Here is a 15,641-nt window from a genome sequence, read left to right as displayed (position 1 = left end):
GGCTCGATGGCGGACGCTCGGGACTTTGGGAACCGACGTGGAGGGAGACTCGCGCGGGATGGGAAGTAGCGGGTTGGACGGCGCTCCGCCACTCTGGCCCGCGCGGCCGGAAGAAGCCACGGGCACGGGCGATTGGCCGCCTGGCGGCACGGCGGGCGCACCTGGACGCGGGATGGATTGATTCGAGGGGGGCCCGGGCGTTACCTGCTCACCTCATGTCCTGGACCTGCCCCGCCGCTGCTCGCCGTGTTCCGCCCGCCGGCTGGAGGCCCGTGTCCTTCCGGGCATCACGCTGATGCGGGTCCTGGTCGTCAGCCCGCATGCGGCGTCTCGCGCGCTGCTCAGCCGCTTCCTGGACGCGGAGCCGGACGTGGAGGTGTCCGCCACGGGCGAGCCCGATGACGCCTTCGCCTCCATCAAGGAGAACAAGCCCGCGCTGGTGGTGGTGGACCTGCGCCGCCCGGACGAGGACCACCCGCTGTTCCTGGGGCTCCTGCGCAAGCGGCACCCTTCGCTGCCGGTCATCTCGCTGGTGCCCGGCCGGCTGCGCATCTTCGACGGCCGCTCCGAGCGCGTGCGCGAAGCCCACGGCGACACCGCGGAGGCGCTGCATCACCTGATGGGGTCGGTGCTCCAGGCCACGCGCGACCTGCTGGCCCAGCACCTGCTGCGGATGTTGCGCCCGCCGGTGGGACGGGCCTGAGCGGGCCCGCGGCGATTACAGGCGCAGCCGGTAGCCCAGGGCCGCGAGCACCGCGCCCGCGTTCACGTCGCCGGTGGTGAGGAAGTCCACCGTGGCGAAGTGGTACTTCGCCTCCAGGAAGACGCCGCCCGGCCCCAGTGGCAGCTCCGCGCCCGCGAGCGCCTGGAAGCCCAGCCCGCCGCTGCTCTCCGACGAGGTGCTGTCGAACGACTCCACCGTCGCGCGGTGCAGGTACAGGCCGGGGCCCGCGCCCACGTAGGGCGTGAGCGGCCCGAGCGCGCGGGGGAAGCGGAACACGGCGGACAGCTGGATGGCCACCTCGCGCTCGGCGAGCGTGTACGGCGCTTCGATGGGCTGGCCCAGGTTGTCCAACTGGGGCCCGCGCAGCGTCCCCGACGTGGAGGGCCGGTGGTAGTTCACCTCCAGCACCAGCGCGAGGCGCCGCTGGAGGAGGGGCGTGAGGTAGCCCACCTCGCCGCCCAGGAAGAGGTCGCCACCGAGCGAAGTGACGGGCTTGATGAAGCCCACCTTGGGCGCGATGAAGAGGGGGCCTCCGTTGTCCTTCTTGGAGGAGGGGGCGGCGGCCAGCGCCGCGGCCGCGAGCAGGGCGAGGGCGTTCATGGGGAGACGGTGAAGCCGGAGGACGCGGGGAGGACTCCGTAGGCACCGCTGGGGTCCGCGACGATGAACCCGTAGGTGCCGGGCACGATGCCGCCGGGACACGCTGGATCCGTGACGGGCCGCGAGTCGAAGCCCGAGCAGCTGGGCACGGTGGCGCGGAGCTGCGACGGGGAGACGTACGTCACGTCGTACAGCGGGATGTTCACCGTCTGGCCGGGGTCCGTCTTCACGGGCGCGACGAGGTACACGTCGTGGGTTCCGGACGTGAAGGGCTTCGCCGTGCCGGACGCGGTGTTGGTGAGCGTGATGACCGTGTCGTTGTTGGCGGAGCCGCTCGCGGGCGACACGGAGAGGTTGCCCAGCCGCGGATAGGTGACGGTGAGCGCCTGGGGCCGCGTGACGGAGCAGCCCTCGGGGTTGGTGAGGGTGAGCGCGTAGGTGCCCTCCGGCGTCGCGGGGGGCACTTCGGTTTCGATGCGCGTGTCGGAGACGACGGTGAGGGTGAAGAGGGGCTGGTCCTCTTCGCCCTGGCGCTGGAGGACGATGAGCGGCAGTGCGTCCGAGCGGAAGCCGCTGCCTTCGATGACGAGGGGGCTGGCGGCGTTGTAGCGGAAGCCCGCGGGCACGGTGAGGCTCGTGATGACCGGCGGCGGCACGACGCGCAGGGCGTCTTCCAGCTCGGAGGTGCCTCCGAGGGGGTTCGTCACGGCGACGGTATAGGTGCCAGGCGGGAGCGTGTTCGACGGCGTGCTGTCGCGGGTGGGCAGGTCCATCCGCATGAGCTCGGTGCGCGCGAAGAAGAGGTGGTCCTCGGGGAGCGTGTAGTCGGCGGGGCCGCGCAGCGAGACCTGGGGCAGCGCCACGGACGGCGAGTCGGTGAGCGCGTCGCGAGGCACGGGGGTGAAGCGGCTGCCAATGAGCTCCAGGCGCCATCCCTTCGCGTCGCCACCGGCGTTGCAGACGCGCGCGGGGGTGATGAGCCGCTGCCGCGGATTGATGAGGCCCTCGAGCTTCGGGGTGGTGCCTTCGGTCGATTCGGAGCAAGCGACCAGGCTGAGCAGTGCGGCGGCGACCGGAAGGCGCACGGGTTCCTCCATCATCCCGTCAACAAGGCTGTCACACGTTAGGCCGGGGCCCCGGAGGGTCAGGAGTTTTTTCCGGCTCCGAGCCCACAGCCCGGACCGCCCCGTGGGGTGGGATGACCCAAAGTCCCGATATCACAGGGGAATATATCGCGAAGAAGCGTCGGCACGGCGAATGCTTAGGCACCCTGGCATCAGCAACGGGCAGCGCGGCGGGGGGACGGAGTCGGTGGGGGGGAAGCCGCACTGCTTCGAGGGGAACAGGGCGGGACGGGGCAGCACGCAGGACGGGGTTGGGCGGGACGGGGCAGCACGCAGGACGGGGTTGGGCGGGACGGGGCAGGGCGGGACGGGGCAGCAAAGGCAGCACGGGGCAGGGCGGGACGGGGCAGCAAAGGCGGTACGGGGCAGGACGGGCGGTACGGGGCAGCACGCAGGACGGGGTCGGGCGGGTCGGGGCAGCACGCAGGACGGGGCAGGACGGGCGGGACGGGGTAGCACGCAGGACGGGGTCGGGCGGGTCGGGGCAGCAAAGGCAGTACGGGGCAGGACGGGCGGGACGGGGCAGCACGCAGGACGGGGTCGGGCGGGTCGGGGCAGCACGCAGGACGGGCGGGACGGGGTAGCACGCAGGACGGGGTCGGGCGGGTCGGGGCAGCACGCAGGACGGGGTTGGGCGGGACGGGGCAGCAAAGGCAGCACGGGGCAGGACGGGCGGGACGGGGCAGCACGCAGCACGAGGTCGAGCAGCAAAGGCAGCACGGGGCAGGACGGGCGGGACGGGGCAGCACGCAGCACAAGGTCGAGCAGCAAAGGCAGCACGGGGCAGGACGGGCGGGACGGGGCAGCACGCAGGACGGGCGGGACGGAGGAGGGGGACGCAGCACGCAGGACGGGGCAGCACGCAGCACGGTGGAACGGGGCAGGACGGGCGGGACGGGGCAGCACGCAGCACGGCGGATCAGGGGCAGTGCGCATCACCTCGCATCGCGGTGGCACCAGGGGGCAGCAGGCCGCGCGGTCGAGCAAGGCAGCAGGCAGGTCGCAGGACGGGGCTGGGCGACGGGACGGAGCAGTGCGCAGTTTGGGGGAGTCCGGCAAAGGCAGTCGCGGTCGCCGGACGGGAGACGTGAAGGGCCGTGAATCAAGAACGTGGCGGTGCGAGAGCTTCGCGATCCAGCCGGAAGCGGCATCGAGGCGACGCGACAGTCAGCACCGGACGTGTGGCAGTGGCGGGAGTGGAGTGGCGGGTCGGGGGGAGCAACACGCAGCCGGGTCTCGGAGAGCAGGTGCTCCCGGGATCCGGCGTACCTCGCAAATCTCATCGCGCGTGGCCGCGATGTCTGGAACGGGGAGAATTCTCATGGGAGCGGTGTCCATCGTCACCGCGGCGGTAACGGTCCTGGCGGCCCACACGGCCATTGCCCAGACCGCACCGCAGGTGCAGTTGCCGCAGGCTCAAGCACAGCAGGGCGAAGGCCGTCGCCGCATGAATGATCCGGAGCGGCTGGCGCCCTTCGGTCTGATGCTCGACGCGGGCATGCCCGAAGGCGCGGGACTCTCCGGCGTCCTCCGGCCATCGCAGCACCTGCGAATCCACCTCGGTGGCGCGCACAACGGTCTGCGAGGCGCCCTGCGCGCGGGCCTCACGCTGCTCCCTCTGAAGGGCAAGGTCTCGCCCTCGTTCTCATGGGAGTTCGGACACGCGCAGGCCGCGAGCACGAAGACGCTGAACCGGAGGCTCGCGGATCGTACGCAGTTGCCCACCTCCTCCATGGAGCGAGTGGGCTACACGTACATCAGCACGCACGTGGGCCTCGAGTTCAACGCCACCCGCCGCCTCAGCTTCTTCGTGCGCGGCGGCATGAGCTTCATGGAGATGGACGTCCCCGGCCTCCAGAAGCTGGACGAGCCCTTCCGCGACTCGCTGTCTCCCGTGGAGACGCAGTCGTGGATGATGCGCAAGGTGCAGCCGTCCGGGAAACTCGGCCTCACCTTCTTCTTCGGCTGATCAGCGGGCGAGCACCCGCTCGAAGAACGTGAGCGCCTGCGCCTCCGCCCAGAAGTAGGGACGGAGCACGCTGCCCGCGACGAAGCCCACGTGGCCCCCCTGCTCGGTCAGCACCACGCTGAGGAGCGGGTTGTCCCGAGCGGAAGGCGGAATCACCGGCGCCTCCAGCATCGGATCATCCGCCGAGCTCAAGAGCAGCGTGGGCCGGCGGATGTCCGCGAGCCGGGGCCCCGACGATGCCTCCCGGTAGTAGTGCTCCGCGTCCCGGAAGCCATGCAGCGGCCCGGTGACCACGTCGTCGTAGCCCCGGATGGTGCGCGCCGCCTCCATGCGAGTCCCGTCGAACGCGCCCGGGAACCGCTGCAACTTCGCGCGGGCCTTGCTCTTGAGCGTGCGCAGGAACCGCTCGCGGTAGAGCCAGTGGTAGCCGCTGCCGCCATCCAGCTTGCGGCAGCACGCGTCCAGGTCGTACGGCGCGCTGATGGACGCGGCGGCCACGACCGGCGCCTGATCGCCCGTCTCCTCCAGCAGCCGGCACAGCACGTTGGCGCCCAGGGAGAAGCCCACCGCGAGCATCGGCCCGGTGATGCGCTCGCGCACGTCCGCCATCACCAGCAGCGTGTCCGCCGTGTCCCCGGAGTGGTACGCCCGGGCCAGCCGGTTCGGCTCCCCGCTGCACGAGCGGAAGTTGATCGCCGTGGCGCCCCAGCCGCGCTTCGCCGCGCCCCGCAGCACCTCCGTGACGTAGCCCGCCTGCGAGGACCCCTCCAGGCCGTGCAGCACCACCACGTGAGGAGCGCCCGTCGGCCCGTCGAAGGTGTCCAGGTCGACGAAGTCCCCGTCCGGCAAGTCTCGCCGCTCCCGGCGCAGCGGCGGCACGCGCGTGGGGCGCACGAGCGACGCGTAGATGGTCTGCGCGTGCGCGCCGCGAATGCCCGGCGCGGGAACGAACGGCTCCGTGGGTTGGAAGGTCACTTCCGCTCCCTGATGGCGCGCGCCATCCGCATGGAGGCGCAGCCGGACTTGCGCACGGCCTCCGCCTCCGCGGTGAGCTGGAACAGCGCCAGGTAGTTGTTCACGCGTTCTTCCAGCGTGGGGGCCTCGATGCGGCGGCACACCTCATCCGCCGCGTAGTCCCGGCACACCTGGGGCCGCCGCTCATACACGGTGCACAGGTTGTCCTCGCCCAGGTGCGGGCACCGCAGCCCCAGCGGCTTGTCCAGCGCGGCGATGTCCGGCGCCACGCAGCAGGCGCCACAGCAGGTGCACTCCATGAGACTCCTCGGGCGGTGCTGCTCTCAGCGGCGGACGGCCTGCTCCACCTTGCCCAGGTTCGTCACGGTGAGCGTGACGCCCTGGCCCTTCTTCCACGCGACGAACTCGTCCTCGCGCGTGGGCTTCACCTCGTGCTGCTTCACGCCGTCGTCGTCGTAGCGCACGAGCACGGTGTAGTCCTCCTCGCGCCGCACCCGCTCGTTCGTCCCGGCGGTGAGCTCCGGCCAGCGCGGCGGCCCCTCCGTGCCCTTGAGCTCGCGCGTATCCACCGGCTTCCACACGTACGTGTCATAGGCGCACTGCTGCGCGTAGACGGGCTCGTTGCGGTAGCGCGTCTCCGTGTCGCAGTCCTCGTAGGACTCGTTGCAGTACTTCGTCACGTCGTGACAGACCTCTTCCGCGAAGCCGTTGCCCTTGTCGCGACGGGTGCACTTCTCCTCGGTGCCGCAGGCCACCTTGCGCGTCTTCGTCCGGCAGACTCGCTGGGTGCCGTCCGCCACCCGGCGGGTGCCGCGCTGGCGGGACACGCAGTCGCGGATGTTCGTCACGCCCGCGACCTCGCCCGCGCCGTTCACCGGCATGCGCGGCGAGGTGGTGCTCAGCTCGTCCCGCCAGCCCGTGCGCGTCTCCGGGACGAAGCGCTCCTGCACCAGCGCGCGGCGCCAGTTCGTGGCGACGACCTCGCCCTTGATTTCATGCTTCATGTTGCCCCAGATGCCCACCGCGCAGGTGCCCAGGCAGCACGAGCTCAAGACGCCCACGATGATGAGCGCGACCTTCCCGAAGCGGGGCTTGGGCGCGGGCTTCGGCGGCGCCTTGGGGCCCAGATCCGCGAGCGGCGCGGCCTTCGCATCCGAGCCCCGTTCGGCGGAGCACTGGCGGCAGCGCTTGCCGTCGCCCCGGTTGGCCGCGCCGCAGTAGGCGCAGAACCAGTCCTCGCCAGCGCCGGCCATCTCCAGGGCCTGTTCGTCGGTGACGCCCTCGCGGCTGGATTTGCCGGACGCCGCGTCCACGTCACCGAAGTCGAACTCGGACTCCTTGCCCGTGAGCTCCCGGGGGTTGTTGCAGGAGGGGCAGTTCTTGTGACGGGCAGGGATGTTCTTGGCGCCGCAGGACGTGCAGTTCCAGGAGCCCTCGATGATGCGCCTTCGCTCGGCCATGGGGTGCATCCTAGGGGACCTGTCGCCGCCTGACACATCCGGGTTAGGGTCGCGCCCTTGTTCCCCACCGGGCCGGAGGTGGGAAGCCAGACCGCTCTCCAGGGATGGAAGCGCGGAGGTTTCTCATGACGCGTCGGATGGTGGTGTGGGTTCCGAAGCACCGGATGTTGCGCCGCACCCTATACGGATTGCTGCTGGCCGCTCCCCTGCTGCCCGGGGCACTGGCCTGTCGTGGCGAGGAGGAGGTCTCCGGCTGCGAGCCTGACTACTCGGAGCTGAACCTGGGGTCCATCGCCGTGCAGGCCGATGGAGGGTTCCCTCGCCCGTGCGGGCTTTGCCCCCCGCATCCTGACGGTGTTCCCAAATGGGGCTGCTCGACCAAGGGCACGGCCGACGGGGGCGCGGATCTGATCTGCCACTATCAGAGCTGCTTCGGCGACGGCCGCCGCCCGGAGGGCCTGAGGGACGCCGCCGTGCTGGACCCGGGCAGCGCGCTGGGAGCCCTGTTCGCGAAGGCGGCGTGGCTGGAGGCGGCGTCGGTGCCCGCGTTCCTGCGGCTCGCGGAAGAGCTCCAGGCGCACGGCGCGCCGGAGGTCCTGGTGAAGGCGGCCCGGCGCTCCGCGGGGGACGAGGTCCGTCACACGCGCGCGATGCAGGCGCTCGCGAAGCGTCACGGCGCGCAGATGCCGGAGGTAGACCTGCCGCCGTTCGAGCCCCGCTCGCTGGAGGAGATGCTGCGGGAGAACGCGGTGGAGGGCTGCGTGCGCGAGACGTTCGGCGCCTTCGTCGCGGGGTGGCAGGGACGCACCGCCAGGGACCCGGAGGTGCGGAGCACGCTGCGCGCCATCACCCGGGATGAAGTGCGGCACGCGGAGCTGGCGTGGGCCGTGGATGCCTGGGCCCAGGAGCGCGTGAGCACGGCTCAGCGGGAGCGGTTGCGCCAGGCGCGGCGGGACGCGCTGCGAAGCCTGGGCGAGGAGGTGGAAAGCCACCAGCCGCCAGAGGTGCTGATCCACGAGGCGGGCCTGCCCTCACGTGAGCAGGCCCGGGCCCTGTTCCAGGGGCTCGCCACCGTGGGGCTTCAGGCCTGATTCACACCCACAGGGCGCGAGGGAAGGGGACCTCCGGCGCGGGAGGCAGCCCCGGGCGCAGCGGCCGCAGCATGGGCAGCGACCCGTCCCGCTCCACGCGGACCGCGCCGGGGACATCGCCGAGCAGTGGCGCCGTCGTGGGTTCCTCCCACCACACCACGCGCTCGAGCCCAGCGTGATGTGCCACGCGGCGCGCCTCCGTGAGCAGTGCTTCCGCCGCGGAGGCGTCCCGCGCATCCAGCATCAGCACCACCAACTGGCCGTAGCGCGCGTTCATCGTCCACAGCGCGGTGGACTCACCCACCACCGCGCCGCACGTCCGGGGCCGGGGCCGCGCGAGCAGGTCCGCGTAGATGCGCTCCCGCTCCAGGTGCCAGTCCACCTGCGCGGCGCCAGGCCACAGGAAGAAGGGCACGTCCGGCCGACGCATCCGCGCGAGCGCCCCCGCCACGTCCGTCTCCTGGAGCCCTCCGTCCACGGGCCGTCCGCCCGGCGCATCCGCCGCGTCCAGGTGCCAGTCCCACGCGGGCACCTCCACGTAGCCCGAGCGGCGATACAGCGGCGCCCCGACGTCGGAGAACAGGACCACCGAGTGCGGCCGCGGCGCCACCCGCTCCAGCTCCGCGGCGACGGCGTCCATCATCCGCGTGGCGTGTCCCCGGCCGCGCAGGTGCTCCTCCGTGTACACGCTGGCGATGGCGTAGCTGTCCCCCTGCGTCAGTTGTCCGTCCGCGCCCCGCAGGAAACTGTCCGTGTGGAAGGTCTCGCACGACGCCAGCACCCGGCCGTCATCCGCCAGCCACAGCCACGTGTTCATGCCCTCGCGGCTCCACGGGTGCGCGCGCAGCCGCGCTTCGCGCTCCTGGTACTGCGGCACGCTCAGGGGCGAACCCCACGCGGCATGGGTGACGGCGTCGCGCTGCGCCTTCTGCGCGTCGGTGGCGAGGACGAGGGACATGGTGCCGGGCACGCTAGCCACGGGTCCCGCCCGCGCGCGAGCCCTACAGCGTCGTGGTGTACGGGAACCGGAAGTGCAGCTGCAGGTACGCCTGCCCCACGTGGAAGATGCCGTCCCCCAGCGAGTCCGGCAGCCCCAGCCCGCCCAGCTCCTGCGGCACGTAGAACGTGGACTCCCAGCCCACGCTGATGAGGAAGCTCTTCGCCAACTGGAACTCCAGGTCCGCGCCTAGGCTCGCCCCGGGCCGCAGGAAGTGCGTGTCCGGGAGCGTGTCGGAGAAGATGTACGCGTACGTCAACACCAGCCCCACGCCCAGCTTGAAGCGCACCGGAGGGGACGACAGCGGCACCCCCAGCCCCAGCGGCTTGAACGTCACGCCGTACATCCCCGTGTCGCGGTACTTCGGCGAGATGATGAACGAGTCCGGGATGAAGATGGACGGCGAGATTCGAATCTCGTCCATCTGCTTCGCCTGCTTCCGGTAGCGAGCGGGGATCGCGCGCTGGTTCTTTCGCAGCCACTCCTTGTCCAGCACCGCGTCCACCGACAGCTTCAGCCCCGTGTGCAGGAGCTGGTCGTCCGCGATGGGGCCGGAGAACACGAACACCGCCGGCCCCACGCCCACGTCCACCGGAACGGTGACCTTCTGCGCCGCGGGGGCGACGGCGGGCCAGGACAGCAGGGCGAACAGCAGCGGAAACAGGGGAGTGGGCCTCAAGGGCGGGTCCTCACGTACCGGGTCCGGGAAGGGACCGCATTTCGAGCCTAGAAGGGGAAGACGCTCCCTGTCCTACGGCGCTAAGAAGTTCGCGCCGGAAAGGGAGCCGGCCCTTTCACGCTCCCTTGCAGGTCCGCTGCCGCACCTGCCTCACCCAAGGAACTTCGATGCTCCCCGTTGCGCTGCTGCTCGCCTCGTCGCTGCAATCCCAGACGCCGCCGGCACCTGCCCCGCGTCCCGCCGCCCCGCCGCCCCCGGCCGCCGTCCGCGCTCCGGCGCCGCCCGCCCCGCCCGCCATCCCCGAGGACGCCCCCGCCGCCGAGCGCGCCGCCGCCGCCGCCGAGCGCGCCGCCCTCGCCGCCGAGCGCGCCGCCGAGGCCAGCGCCCGGCTCGCGGAGGCCATCGAGAAGCTGGCCGAGGTGACCGCGCGCGGTGCCATCGCTCCGCCTCCCGCGCCCGCCGCCGAGGCCGCCGCCGCGGCCCCCGCGAAGCCCAGCACCTGGGACGTCAGCGTGGGCCTGAGCCTCATCTCCCTCACCGGTAACGCGTCCACGCTGACCGTCAGCGGCCTGGCCAGCGCGCTGCGCAAGACGGACAAGTGGATCTACTCCATCAAGGCCTACGGCGCGTACGGCCGCAGCCGCCCGCCCGAGGTGGAAGGGGAGGTGGAGTCCCTGTCCCAGGTGGTGGCCCTCAACGCCGGCTTCGAGCTGCGTGGGGACCGCCGCTTCACGGAGCAGCTCAGCGGCTACCTGCTGGCCGGCGTGGACACGGACCACATCAAGAGCGTGGAGTCGCGGCCCTACGGTGAAGCCGGTGCCAGCATCCTCTGGTTCGACACCAAGAAGGACGAGAAGCTCGGCACGCGCGACTCCACCCTGCGCACCGACTTCGCCTTCCGCTACGCCCGCGAGACGCGCTTCCAGTACTACCCGGAGCGCTTCGACCTGCCGGACGTGGACCTGGGCGGCCCCCGCTTCGGCGCCCTGTTCCGCTACGGCATCTCCAAGGACATCACCTTCCAGGAGGACGCGGAGATTCTGGTCAGCGTCATCTCCGACTCGCGCATCCTCTTCAGCAGCCAGACGCAGGTGATGGCGAGCCTCACCGACGCGCTGGCCCTGGGCGTGGGCTTCCAGGTGAAGGCCGACAGCGCTCCGCCCCCGGGCAAGGTGTCCATGGATACGGCGCTCTCCTTCAACCTGACCGTCGCCCTGTAGTTCCCCTTCCGGGCGGACCCCTTGGGTCCGCCCAAAAGCGACGCGGCGCCAGGGAGGAATCCCGGGCGCCGCGTTCGTGCTTCAGGAGACCGCGAGGGACGCGGGCTACTCGTGCGTCTCGTGGTTCTGCTTCTGCAACTGCTGGTGGCCACCCGTGCGGCCTTCCGTCGGGTTCGCGCCGATGTCCACCGCCTGCAGGTCGCTGTACTGCGACCCCGGCGGGTTGGCCAGACGGAAGCGGGTGCCGAGGTCCATCAGCGAGAAGCCGATGAGCAGCACCACGAACAGGATGGACACGCCGAACACCAGGCGGTTGGCGCCCTGGTGCTCCGACAGGTGCATGAAGTACAGCGCCACCAGCGTGCCCTTCACGCTGGCGATGATGAGCGCGAGCACCAGACCGAAGTCAGGCAGGTGCATGCGGCCGGTGAAAACGGTGACGAGCGTCAGCACCAGCAGGGCAATCCAGATGACCACGTAGCGCCCGGCGCCGTGGTGCTCCTGCATGTTGTGCTCTTCCTGACGCGATTCGTTGGCGATGGCCATGTCGTAACCCTCAGACCAGGTACAGCATCGGGAAGAGGAAGATCCACACCAGGTCGACGAGGTGCCAGTACATGGAGCCCAGCTCGACCTGCGTGTAGTTGTTCGCGTTGAAGTCCCCGACGCGGTACGCGCGCACCGTGGCGAACGCCAGCACCGTCATGCCGATGACGACGTGCAGCGCGTGCAGCGCCGTGGAGGCGAAGTACACGGTGAAGTACAGCGGGGCGCCCGGCAGCTGGATGCCTTCGTAGAAGTAGTAGCGGCCCGGCAGCGTCCCGATGTGGAACTTGTGCTTGTACTCGAAGAACTTGATGACGAGGAAGCCCACCGCCATCAGGAGGGTGAGCACGTTCATGTGCCCCACCATCGCGTTCTTCCCCTCCTTGGCGTAGTGCACCGCCATGGCGGCGGTGAACGAGGAGGTGATGAGCACCACCGTGTTGATGGTGCCCATCGTCAGGTCCAGGCTGCGGCTGGCCGCCGCCCACGCTTCCGGGAACAGGAAGCGGTAGGCCGCGTAGCACGCGAACAGACCCGCGAAGAGCAGGATTTCCGTGGCGAGGAACAGCCACATGCCCAGGCGCGCCGCGTGCTTCTGGACCTCCAGCGACGCGAAGTGGGCAGCCAGCTTGGGACCGGGCACCGAGCCCGGCGTCACGTGAGCGCTAGACATCCGACACCTCGCCCTCGGCCTTCTTCGGATCCACGTAGAAGTGCGGCTCCTCGGGATACGTCGGCTGGGGCCCGATGAAGTTGTGCGTGGGCGGAGGCGAGTGGGTCAGCCACTCGTAGCCCTTGCTGTGCCACGGGTTGTCCACGCGCTCGCCATAGATGAGCGCGTAGGTCAGGTAGATGGCGATGATGATGAAGCCGAACGCGAGCAGCGACGCACCGGCGGTGGACGCCACGTTCAGCGCCTGGAAGCGCTCCGGGTACTCGTAGTAGCGGCGCGGCATGCCCGCGTTGCCCACGAGGAACTGGGGGATGAACGTCGCGTTGAAGCCCAGGATGATGAGGGCCGCGGAAACCAGGCCCCAACCCTCGTGGTACATCTTCCCGAACATCTTCGGGAACCAGTAGTGGAGCGCGGCCAGGAAGGCCATGATCGTCGCGCCCACCATGATGAAGTGGAAGTGCGCCACGACGAAGTAGGTGTCGTGCCACGCCACGTCCAGCGACACCGTCGCCACCGCGATGCCCGTCATGCCGCCGAACACGGTGAAGAACAGGAAGCCGCAGAAGTAGGCGAACGGGGTGCTGAACTCCACCGCGCCCTTGTAGACCGTGCCCACCCAGTTGAAGACCTTGATGGCCGTGAACACGCCCACCAGCATCGACAGCACGCCGAACACGCCGGCGTTGAAGGTCGACTGGCCGGACACGAACATGTGGTGGCCCCAGGCGAAGAAGCCCACGAACGCGATGCCCACGCTGGAGTACGCCACCGCGCGGTAGCCGAAGATGTTCTTGCGGCTGAACGTGGAGACGATCTCGCTCATCACGCCGAACGCCGGCAGCACCATGATGTACACGGCCGGGTGGCTGTAGAACCAGAACAGGTGCTGGAAGAGCACCGGGTCACCGCCGCGGGCCACGTCGAACATGCCCAGGCTGAACAGGTTCTCCGCCGTCACCAGCAGGAGCAGCAGGCCAATCACCGGCGTCGCCAGCACCTGGATGCAGCTGGTGGCGTAGAGCGCCCACACCATCAGCGGCATCTTGAACCAGGTGATGCCCGGCGCGCGCATGGTGTGCGTGGTGACGATGAAGTTCATGCCCGTGAGGATGGAGCTGAACCCGATGATGAACGCGCCGAAGAGGACCGGCGCCACCGTGGTCGTCGTGTGCGCGCTGTACGGCGTGTAGAAGGTCCAGCCGGTGTCCAGGCCGCCGTTGAGCATGCCCCAGAGCGCGAAGCCCGCGCCCGCCAGGTACACGTAGAGCGACAGCAGGTTCAGCCGCGGGAACGCCACGTCCTTGGCGCCCAGCATCAGCGGCAGCATGAAGTTGCCGAAGATGCCCGGGATGGCGGGGATCATGAACAGGAAGATCATGACCACGCCATGCAGCGTGAAGACGCGGTTGTACGTCATCGCGTCCATGATGGTCGGGCCCGGCGTGAGCAGCTCGATCCGGATGAGCAGCGCGAAGATGCCGCCCACCAGGAAGAAGAGCAGGATCCACGCCATGTACATGATGCCGATGCGCTTGTGGTCCACCGTCAGCAGCCACGACTTCACCGTGGTGCCGTCCGTCAGGTAGCTCGGGTGGTGGCCGTGGTCGTCGTGCGCCTCATGGCCGGGGACGGCCCCCGGCGCGGCGATGCTACTGGATGGGGTCATAGGCGGGGCCCTCGGAAGCGGTCTCGCGCACGTTCGCGGTGCGCAGCGTCTTGATGTACTCGACGATGGCGGCCGACTCGGGGCCCTGCAGCTTGCCCTGGTAGGTCGGCATCACGTTCTGGTAGCCGGCGACGATGTGCGCGCCCGGGTCCATCATCGACTGGGTGATGTAGGCTTCATCCACGCGGATGCTCTGGCCATCGTCGAGCTTCTCCTCGCGCTCGTACATGCCCAGGAAGGTGGGGCCGATGTGCTTGGAGCCGTCCACCGAGTGGCACTTGAGGCAGCCCTGCGTGCCCACCAGCTTCTGGCCCTGCTCGGCCATGCGGGCAGCGGGCGGCACGAGCGACGTGTCCGCCAGCGCGTCCTGCCGGTCCTGCAGGCGGCCACGCTGCTGCTCCTTCAGCCAGTTCTCGTAGTCCTCCGGCGCGAGCACGACGACCTCGGCCAGCATCTTCGAGTGCGACAGGCCGCAGTACTCGGTGCAGAGCACCTGGTACGTGCCGGGCTTCGTCGCCTCGAACCAGGCCTGCGTGTAGCGGCCCGGCAGCGCGTCCATCTTGATGCGGAAGGACGGGACGTAGAAGGAGTGGATGACGTCGCGTGAGGTGATCAGCAGGCGCACCGGGCGGTTGGCCGGCACGTGCAGCACGTTCACGCCGTTGGGGCCCTCCGGGTAGGAGAACTTCCACATCCACTGCTTGCCCATGACGTAGACATCCATCGAGTCCTTGGGCGGAGTGGTGAACCAGGTGAAGTCCCGGAACCCGATGGCGAACCACGCCAGGAAGAACACCAGCGGGACGGAGACGAAGAGGAACTCCGTCTTCAGGTCCGGCACCACGTATTCCGTGTGCTGGTGGGCCTCCCGCCGGCGGTAGCGGAAGAACATGAAGAGCGCCGCGAGGCCGACGCCCGCGGACATCACCATCGTCGTACCGACGACGAAGTAGTGCAGGAAGTCGACCCGTTCCGCGAACGTGGACGCGCGCTCCGGGAGGAACAGGAATTGGTTGGCCAGGTCGCTCATGTAGTCGCGCCTTTCTTCAGCTCGCGCCTCCAGAAATAGATCAGCATCGTGGCCAGGGCGCCGAAGACAGCCAGGGAGCCCAGGCGGATGAACCCGAAGATGTAGAAACCGTACCGCCGCGTGGCGGTGTCATACTTGAAACAGGACATGACGATGCGATCGACGCTCGTCCCGACCCGACCGCCCGCTGCTTCCAGCAGCGAAAGCTTCACGTCCTTGCGGTCGAACGACGTGCCGTAGAGGTAGCGGGAGATGCTCCCCTCCGGCGTGAGCACGGTGACCACCGCGGGGTGGGCGTACTGCTTCGTGCTCGGTTCATACGTGTACTTGAAGCCCACGGCATCGGCGAGCTTGTGGATGTTCTCGTCGGTGCCGGTGAGGAAGTGCCACGGAGCCGTCTCCGGCTTGCCCATGGACTGGAGATACTTGCGCCGCCGCTCCGCGCTCTGCGCCGGGGTGTCCTTGGGGTCGATGCTGACGGTGACGGCCTCGTAGTCCTTGCCCAGCTCCAGGCCCAGCTCGCGCATCACGCGGACCTGCTCGTTGATGACGAGGTTACAGAGCATGGGGCACTCGTAATAGACGAGCGTGAGCAGGGTGGGGCGCGTCTTGGACAGCAGCGTGCCCAGCCGGACCTCTTCCCCGGTGGAGTCCAGGAAGCGGGTCTCCAGGGGGAGCGGCTCCCCCAGGTGTTCCTCCACGTCCACCCCCGTCACCGGCGGGGGCAGGTCGGAGTCCGCCTCCACGATGGCGCGGGGCGTCTTGCCTCCGCCCGGCAGGGCGAACGCGGGCGTGGCGCTGGTGAGCACCAGCGCGAGCGCCGCGAGGAGCCCGGCGGCGCGGGCGGAGGAGAGCGGAAGAAGGGACGGCATGGCGGGGGACGG

Annotated in this window: 16 protein-coding genes; 4 read left to right on the top strand and 12 right to left on the bottom strand. The window is 69.9% G+C overall.

Going from position 1 to position 15,641, the window contains the following annotated elements:
• Positions 1-292 precede the first annotated feature (292 nt).
• Positions 293-703 carry a response regulator gene (locus tag ACX114_RS33115; RefSeq protein ID WP_083892341.1) on the top strand — a complete coding sequence of 137 codons (411 nt, stop codon included), beginning with the start codon at positions 293-295 and terminating at the stop codon, positions 701-703.
• A gap of 15 nt (positions 704-718) precedes the next feature.
• On the opposite strand, the gene ACX114_RS33110 is transcribed toward ACX114_RS33115, so the two are convergent.
• Together ACX114_RS33110 and ACX114_RS33105 are read right to left on the bottom strand one after the other, a co-directional pair.
• A complete protein-coding gene (locus ACX114_RS33110) occupies positions 719-1,324 on the bottom strand; it encodes an outer membrane beta-barrel protein (protein ID WP_459291268.1) in 606 nt (201 codons plus the stop codon).
• Positions 1,321-2,409 (bottom strand): hypothetical protein, encoded by a 1,089-nt coding sequence (locus ACX114_RS33105; protein ID WP_459291266.1) that lies wholly within the window; start codon positions 2,407-2,409, stop codon positions 1,321-1,323. The genes ACX114_RS33110 and ACX114_RS33105 overlap by 4 nt, the downstream gene beginning before the upstream one ends.
• A 1,360-nt stretch (positions 2,410-3,769) precedes the next feature.
• Here ACX114_RS33105 and ACX114_RS33100 point away from each other — a divergent pair.
• The gene (locus ACX114_RS33100; protein ID WP_459291264.1) at positions 3,770-4,417 is read left to right on the top strand and encodes a hypothetical protein; all 648 of its coding nucleotides are present in this window, start codon (positions 3,770-3,772) and stop codon (positions 4,415-4,417) included.
• Here the strand turns inward: ACX114_RS33100 and ACX114_RS33095 are convergent, their stop codons facing one another.
• Genes ACX114_RS33095 through ACX114_RS33085 form a run of 3 tightly spaced genes read right to left on the bottom strand, consistent with a single transcriptional unit; the run spans position 4,418 to position 6,852 of the window.
• Positions 4,418-5,392, bottom strand: coding sequence for a hydrolase (locus tag ACX114_RS33095; RefSeq protein WP_459291262.1), 975 nt, complete (start codon positions 5,390-5,392; stop codon positions 4,418-4,420).
• On the bottom strand, positions 5,389-5,691 hold the full coding sequence (locus ACX114_RS33090) for a YkgJ family cysteine cluster protein (protein ID WP_459291260.1): 303 nt from the start codon (positions 5,689-5,691) through the stop codon (positions 5,389-5,391). Before ACX114_RS33090 ends, ACX114_RS33095 begins: the two co-directional genes overlap by 4 nt.
• A 24-nt stretch (positions 5,692-5,715) precedes the next feature.
• Positions 5,716-6,852, bottom strand: a complete 1,137-nt coding sequence (locus ACX114_RS33085) for a hypothetical protein (RefSeq protein WP_459291259.1) — start codon at positions 6,850-6,852, stop codon at positions 5,716-5,718.
• Positions 6,853-6,977: 125 nt separating this feature from the next.
• Here ACX114_RS33085 and ACX114_RS33080 point away from each other — a divergent pair, with 125 nt between their 5' ends.
• Positions 6,978-7,943 carry a ferritin-like domain-containing protein gene (locus ACX114_RS33080; protein WP_459291257.1) on the top strand — a complete coding sequence of 322 codons (966 nt, stop codon included), beginning with the start codon at positions 6,978-6,980 and terminating at the stop codon, positions 7,941-7,943.
• A gap of 1 nt (position 7,944) precedes the next feature.
• On the opposite strand, the gene ACX114_RS33075 is transcribed toward ACX114_RS33080, so the two are convergent.
• Complete coding sequence (locus tag ACX114_RS33075) at positions 7,945-8,901, bottom strand: GNAT family N-acetyltransferase (protein WP_459291255.1); 957 nt, start codon at positions 8,899-8,901, stop codon at positions 7,945-7,947.
• Positions 8,902-8,944: 43 nt separating this feature from the next.
• Complete coding sequence (locus ACX114_RS33070; RefSeq protein WP_459291253.1) at positions 8,945-9,619, bottom strand: hypothetical protein; 675 nt, start codon at positions 9,617-9,619, stop codon at positions 8,945-8,947.
• Between the two features lie 167 nt (positions 9,620-9,786).
• On the opposite strand from ACX114_RS33070, the gene ACX114_RS33065 reads away from it, so the two are divergent.
• Positions 9,787-10,839 carry a DUF481 domain-containing protein gene (locus ACX114_RS33065; protein WP_459291251.1) on the top strand — a complete coding sequence of 351 codons (1,053 nt, stop codon included), beginning with the start codon at positions 9,787-9,789 and terminating at the stop codon, positions 10,837-10,839.
• 105 nt (positions 10,840-10,944) lie between these two features.
• Here ACX114_RS33065 and ACX114_RS33060 read toward each other — a convergent pair whose 3' ends face one another.
• Genes ACX114_RS33060 through ACX114_RS33040 form a run of 5 tightly spaced genes read right to left on the bottom strand, consistent with a single transcriptional unit; the run spans position 10,945 to position 15,629 of the window.
• The gene (locus tag ACX114_RS33060) at positions 10,945-11,385 is read right to left on the bottom strand and encodes a cytochrome C oxidase subunit IV family protein (protein ID WP_120622941.1); all 441 of its coding nucleotides are present in this window, start codon (positions 11,383-11,385) and stop codon (positions 10,945-10,947) included.
• A gap of 10 nt (positions 11,386-11,395) precedes the next feature.
• A complete protein-coding gene (locus tag ACX114_RS33055) occupies positions 11,396-12,058 on the bottom strand; it encodes a cytochrome c oxidase subunit 3 family protein (RefSeq protein ID WP_120622940.1) in 663 nt (220 codons plus the stop codon).
• Positions 12,051-13,727: a cytochrome c oxidase subunit I gene (locus ACX114_RS33050; protein WP_459291248.1), complete on the bottom strand. Its 1,677-nt coding sequence runs from the start codon at positions 13,725-13,727 to the stop codon at positions 12,051-12,053. Before ACX114_RS33050 ends, ACX114_RS33055 begins: the two co-directional genes overlap by 8 nt.
• Entirely contained in the window at positions 13,711-14,757 is a 1,047-nt protein-coding gene (coxB, locus tag ACX114_RS33045) for a cytochrome c oxidase subunit II (RefSeq protein ID WP_459291247.1), read from the bottom strand. The genes ACX114_RS33050 and coxB overlap by 17 nt, the downstream gene beginning before the upstream one ends.
• Positions 14,754-15,629, bottom strand: a complete 876-nt coding sequence (locus tag ACX114_RS33040) for an SCO family protein (protein ID WP_459291245.1) — start codon at positions 15,627-15,629, stop codon at positions 14,754-14,756. The genes coxB and ACX114_RS33040 overlap by 4 nt, the downstream gene beginning before the upstream one ends.
• Positions 15,630-15,641 lie beyond the last annotated feature (12 nt).

It is taken from the genome of Corallococcus sp. M7, assembly GCF_054512695.1.
This window is presented reverse-complemented; position numbering and strand designations above follow the sequence as displayed.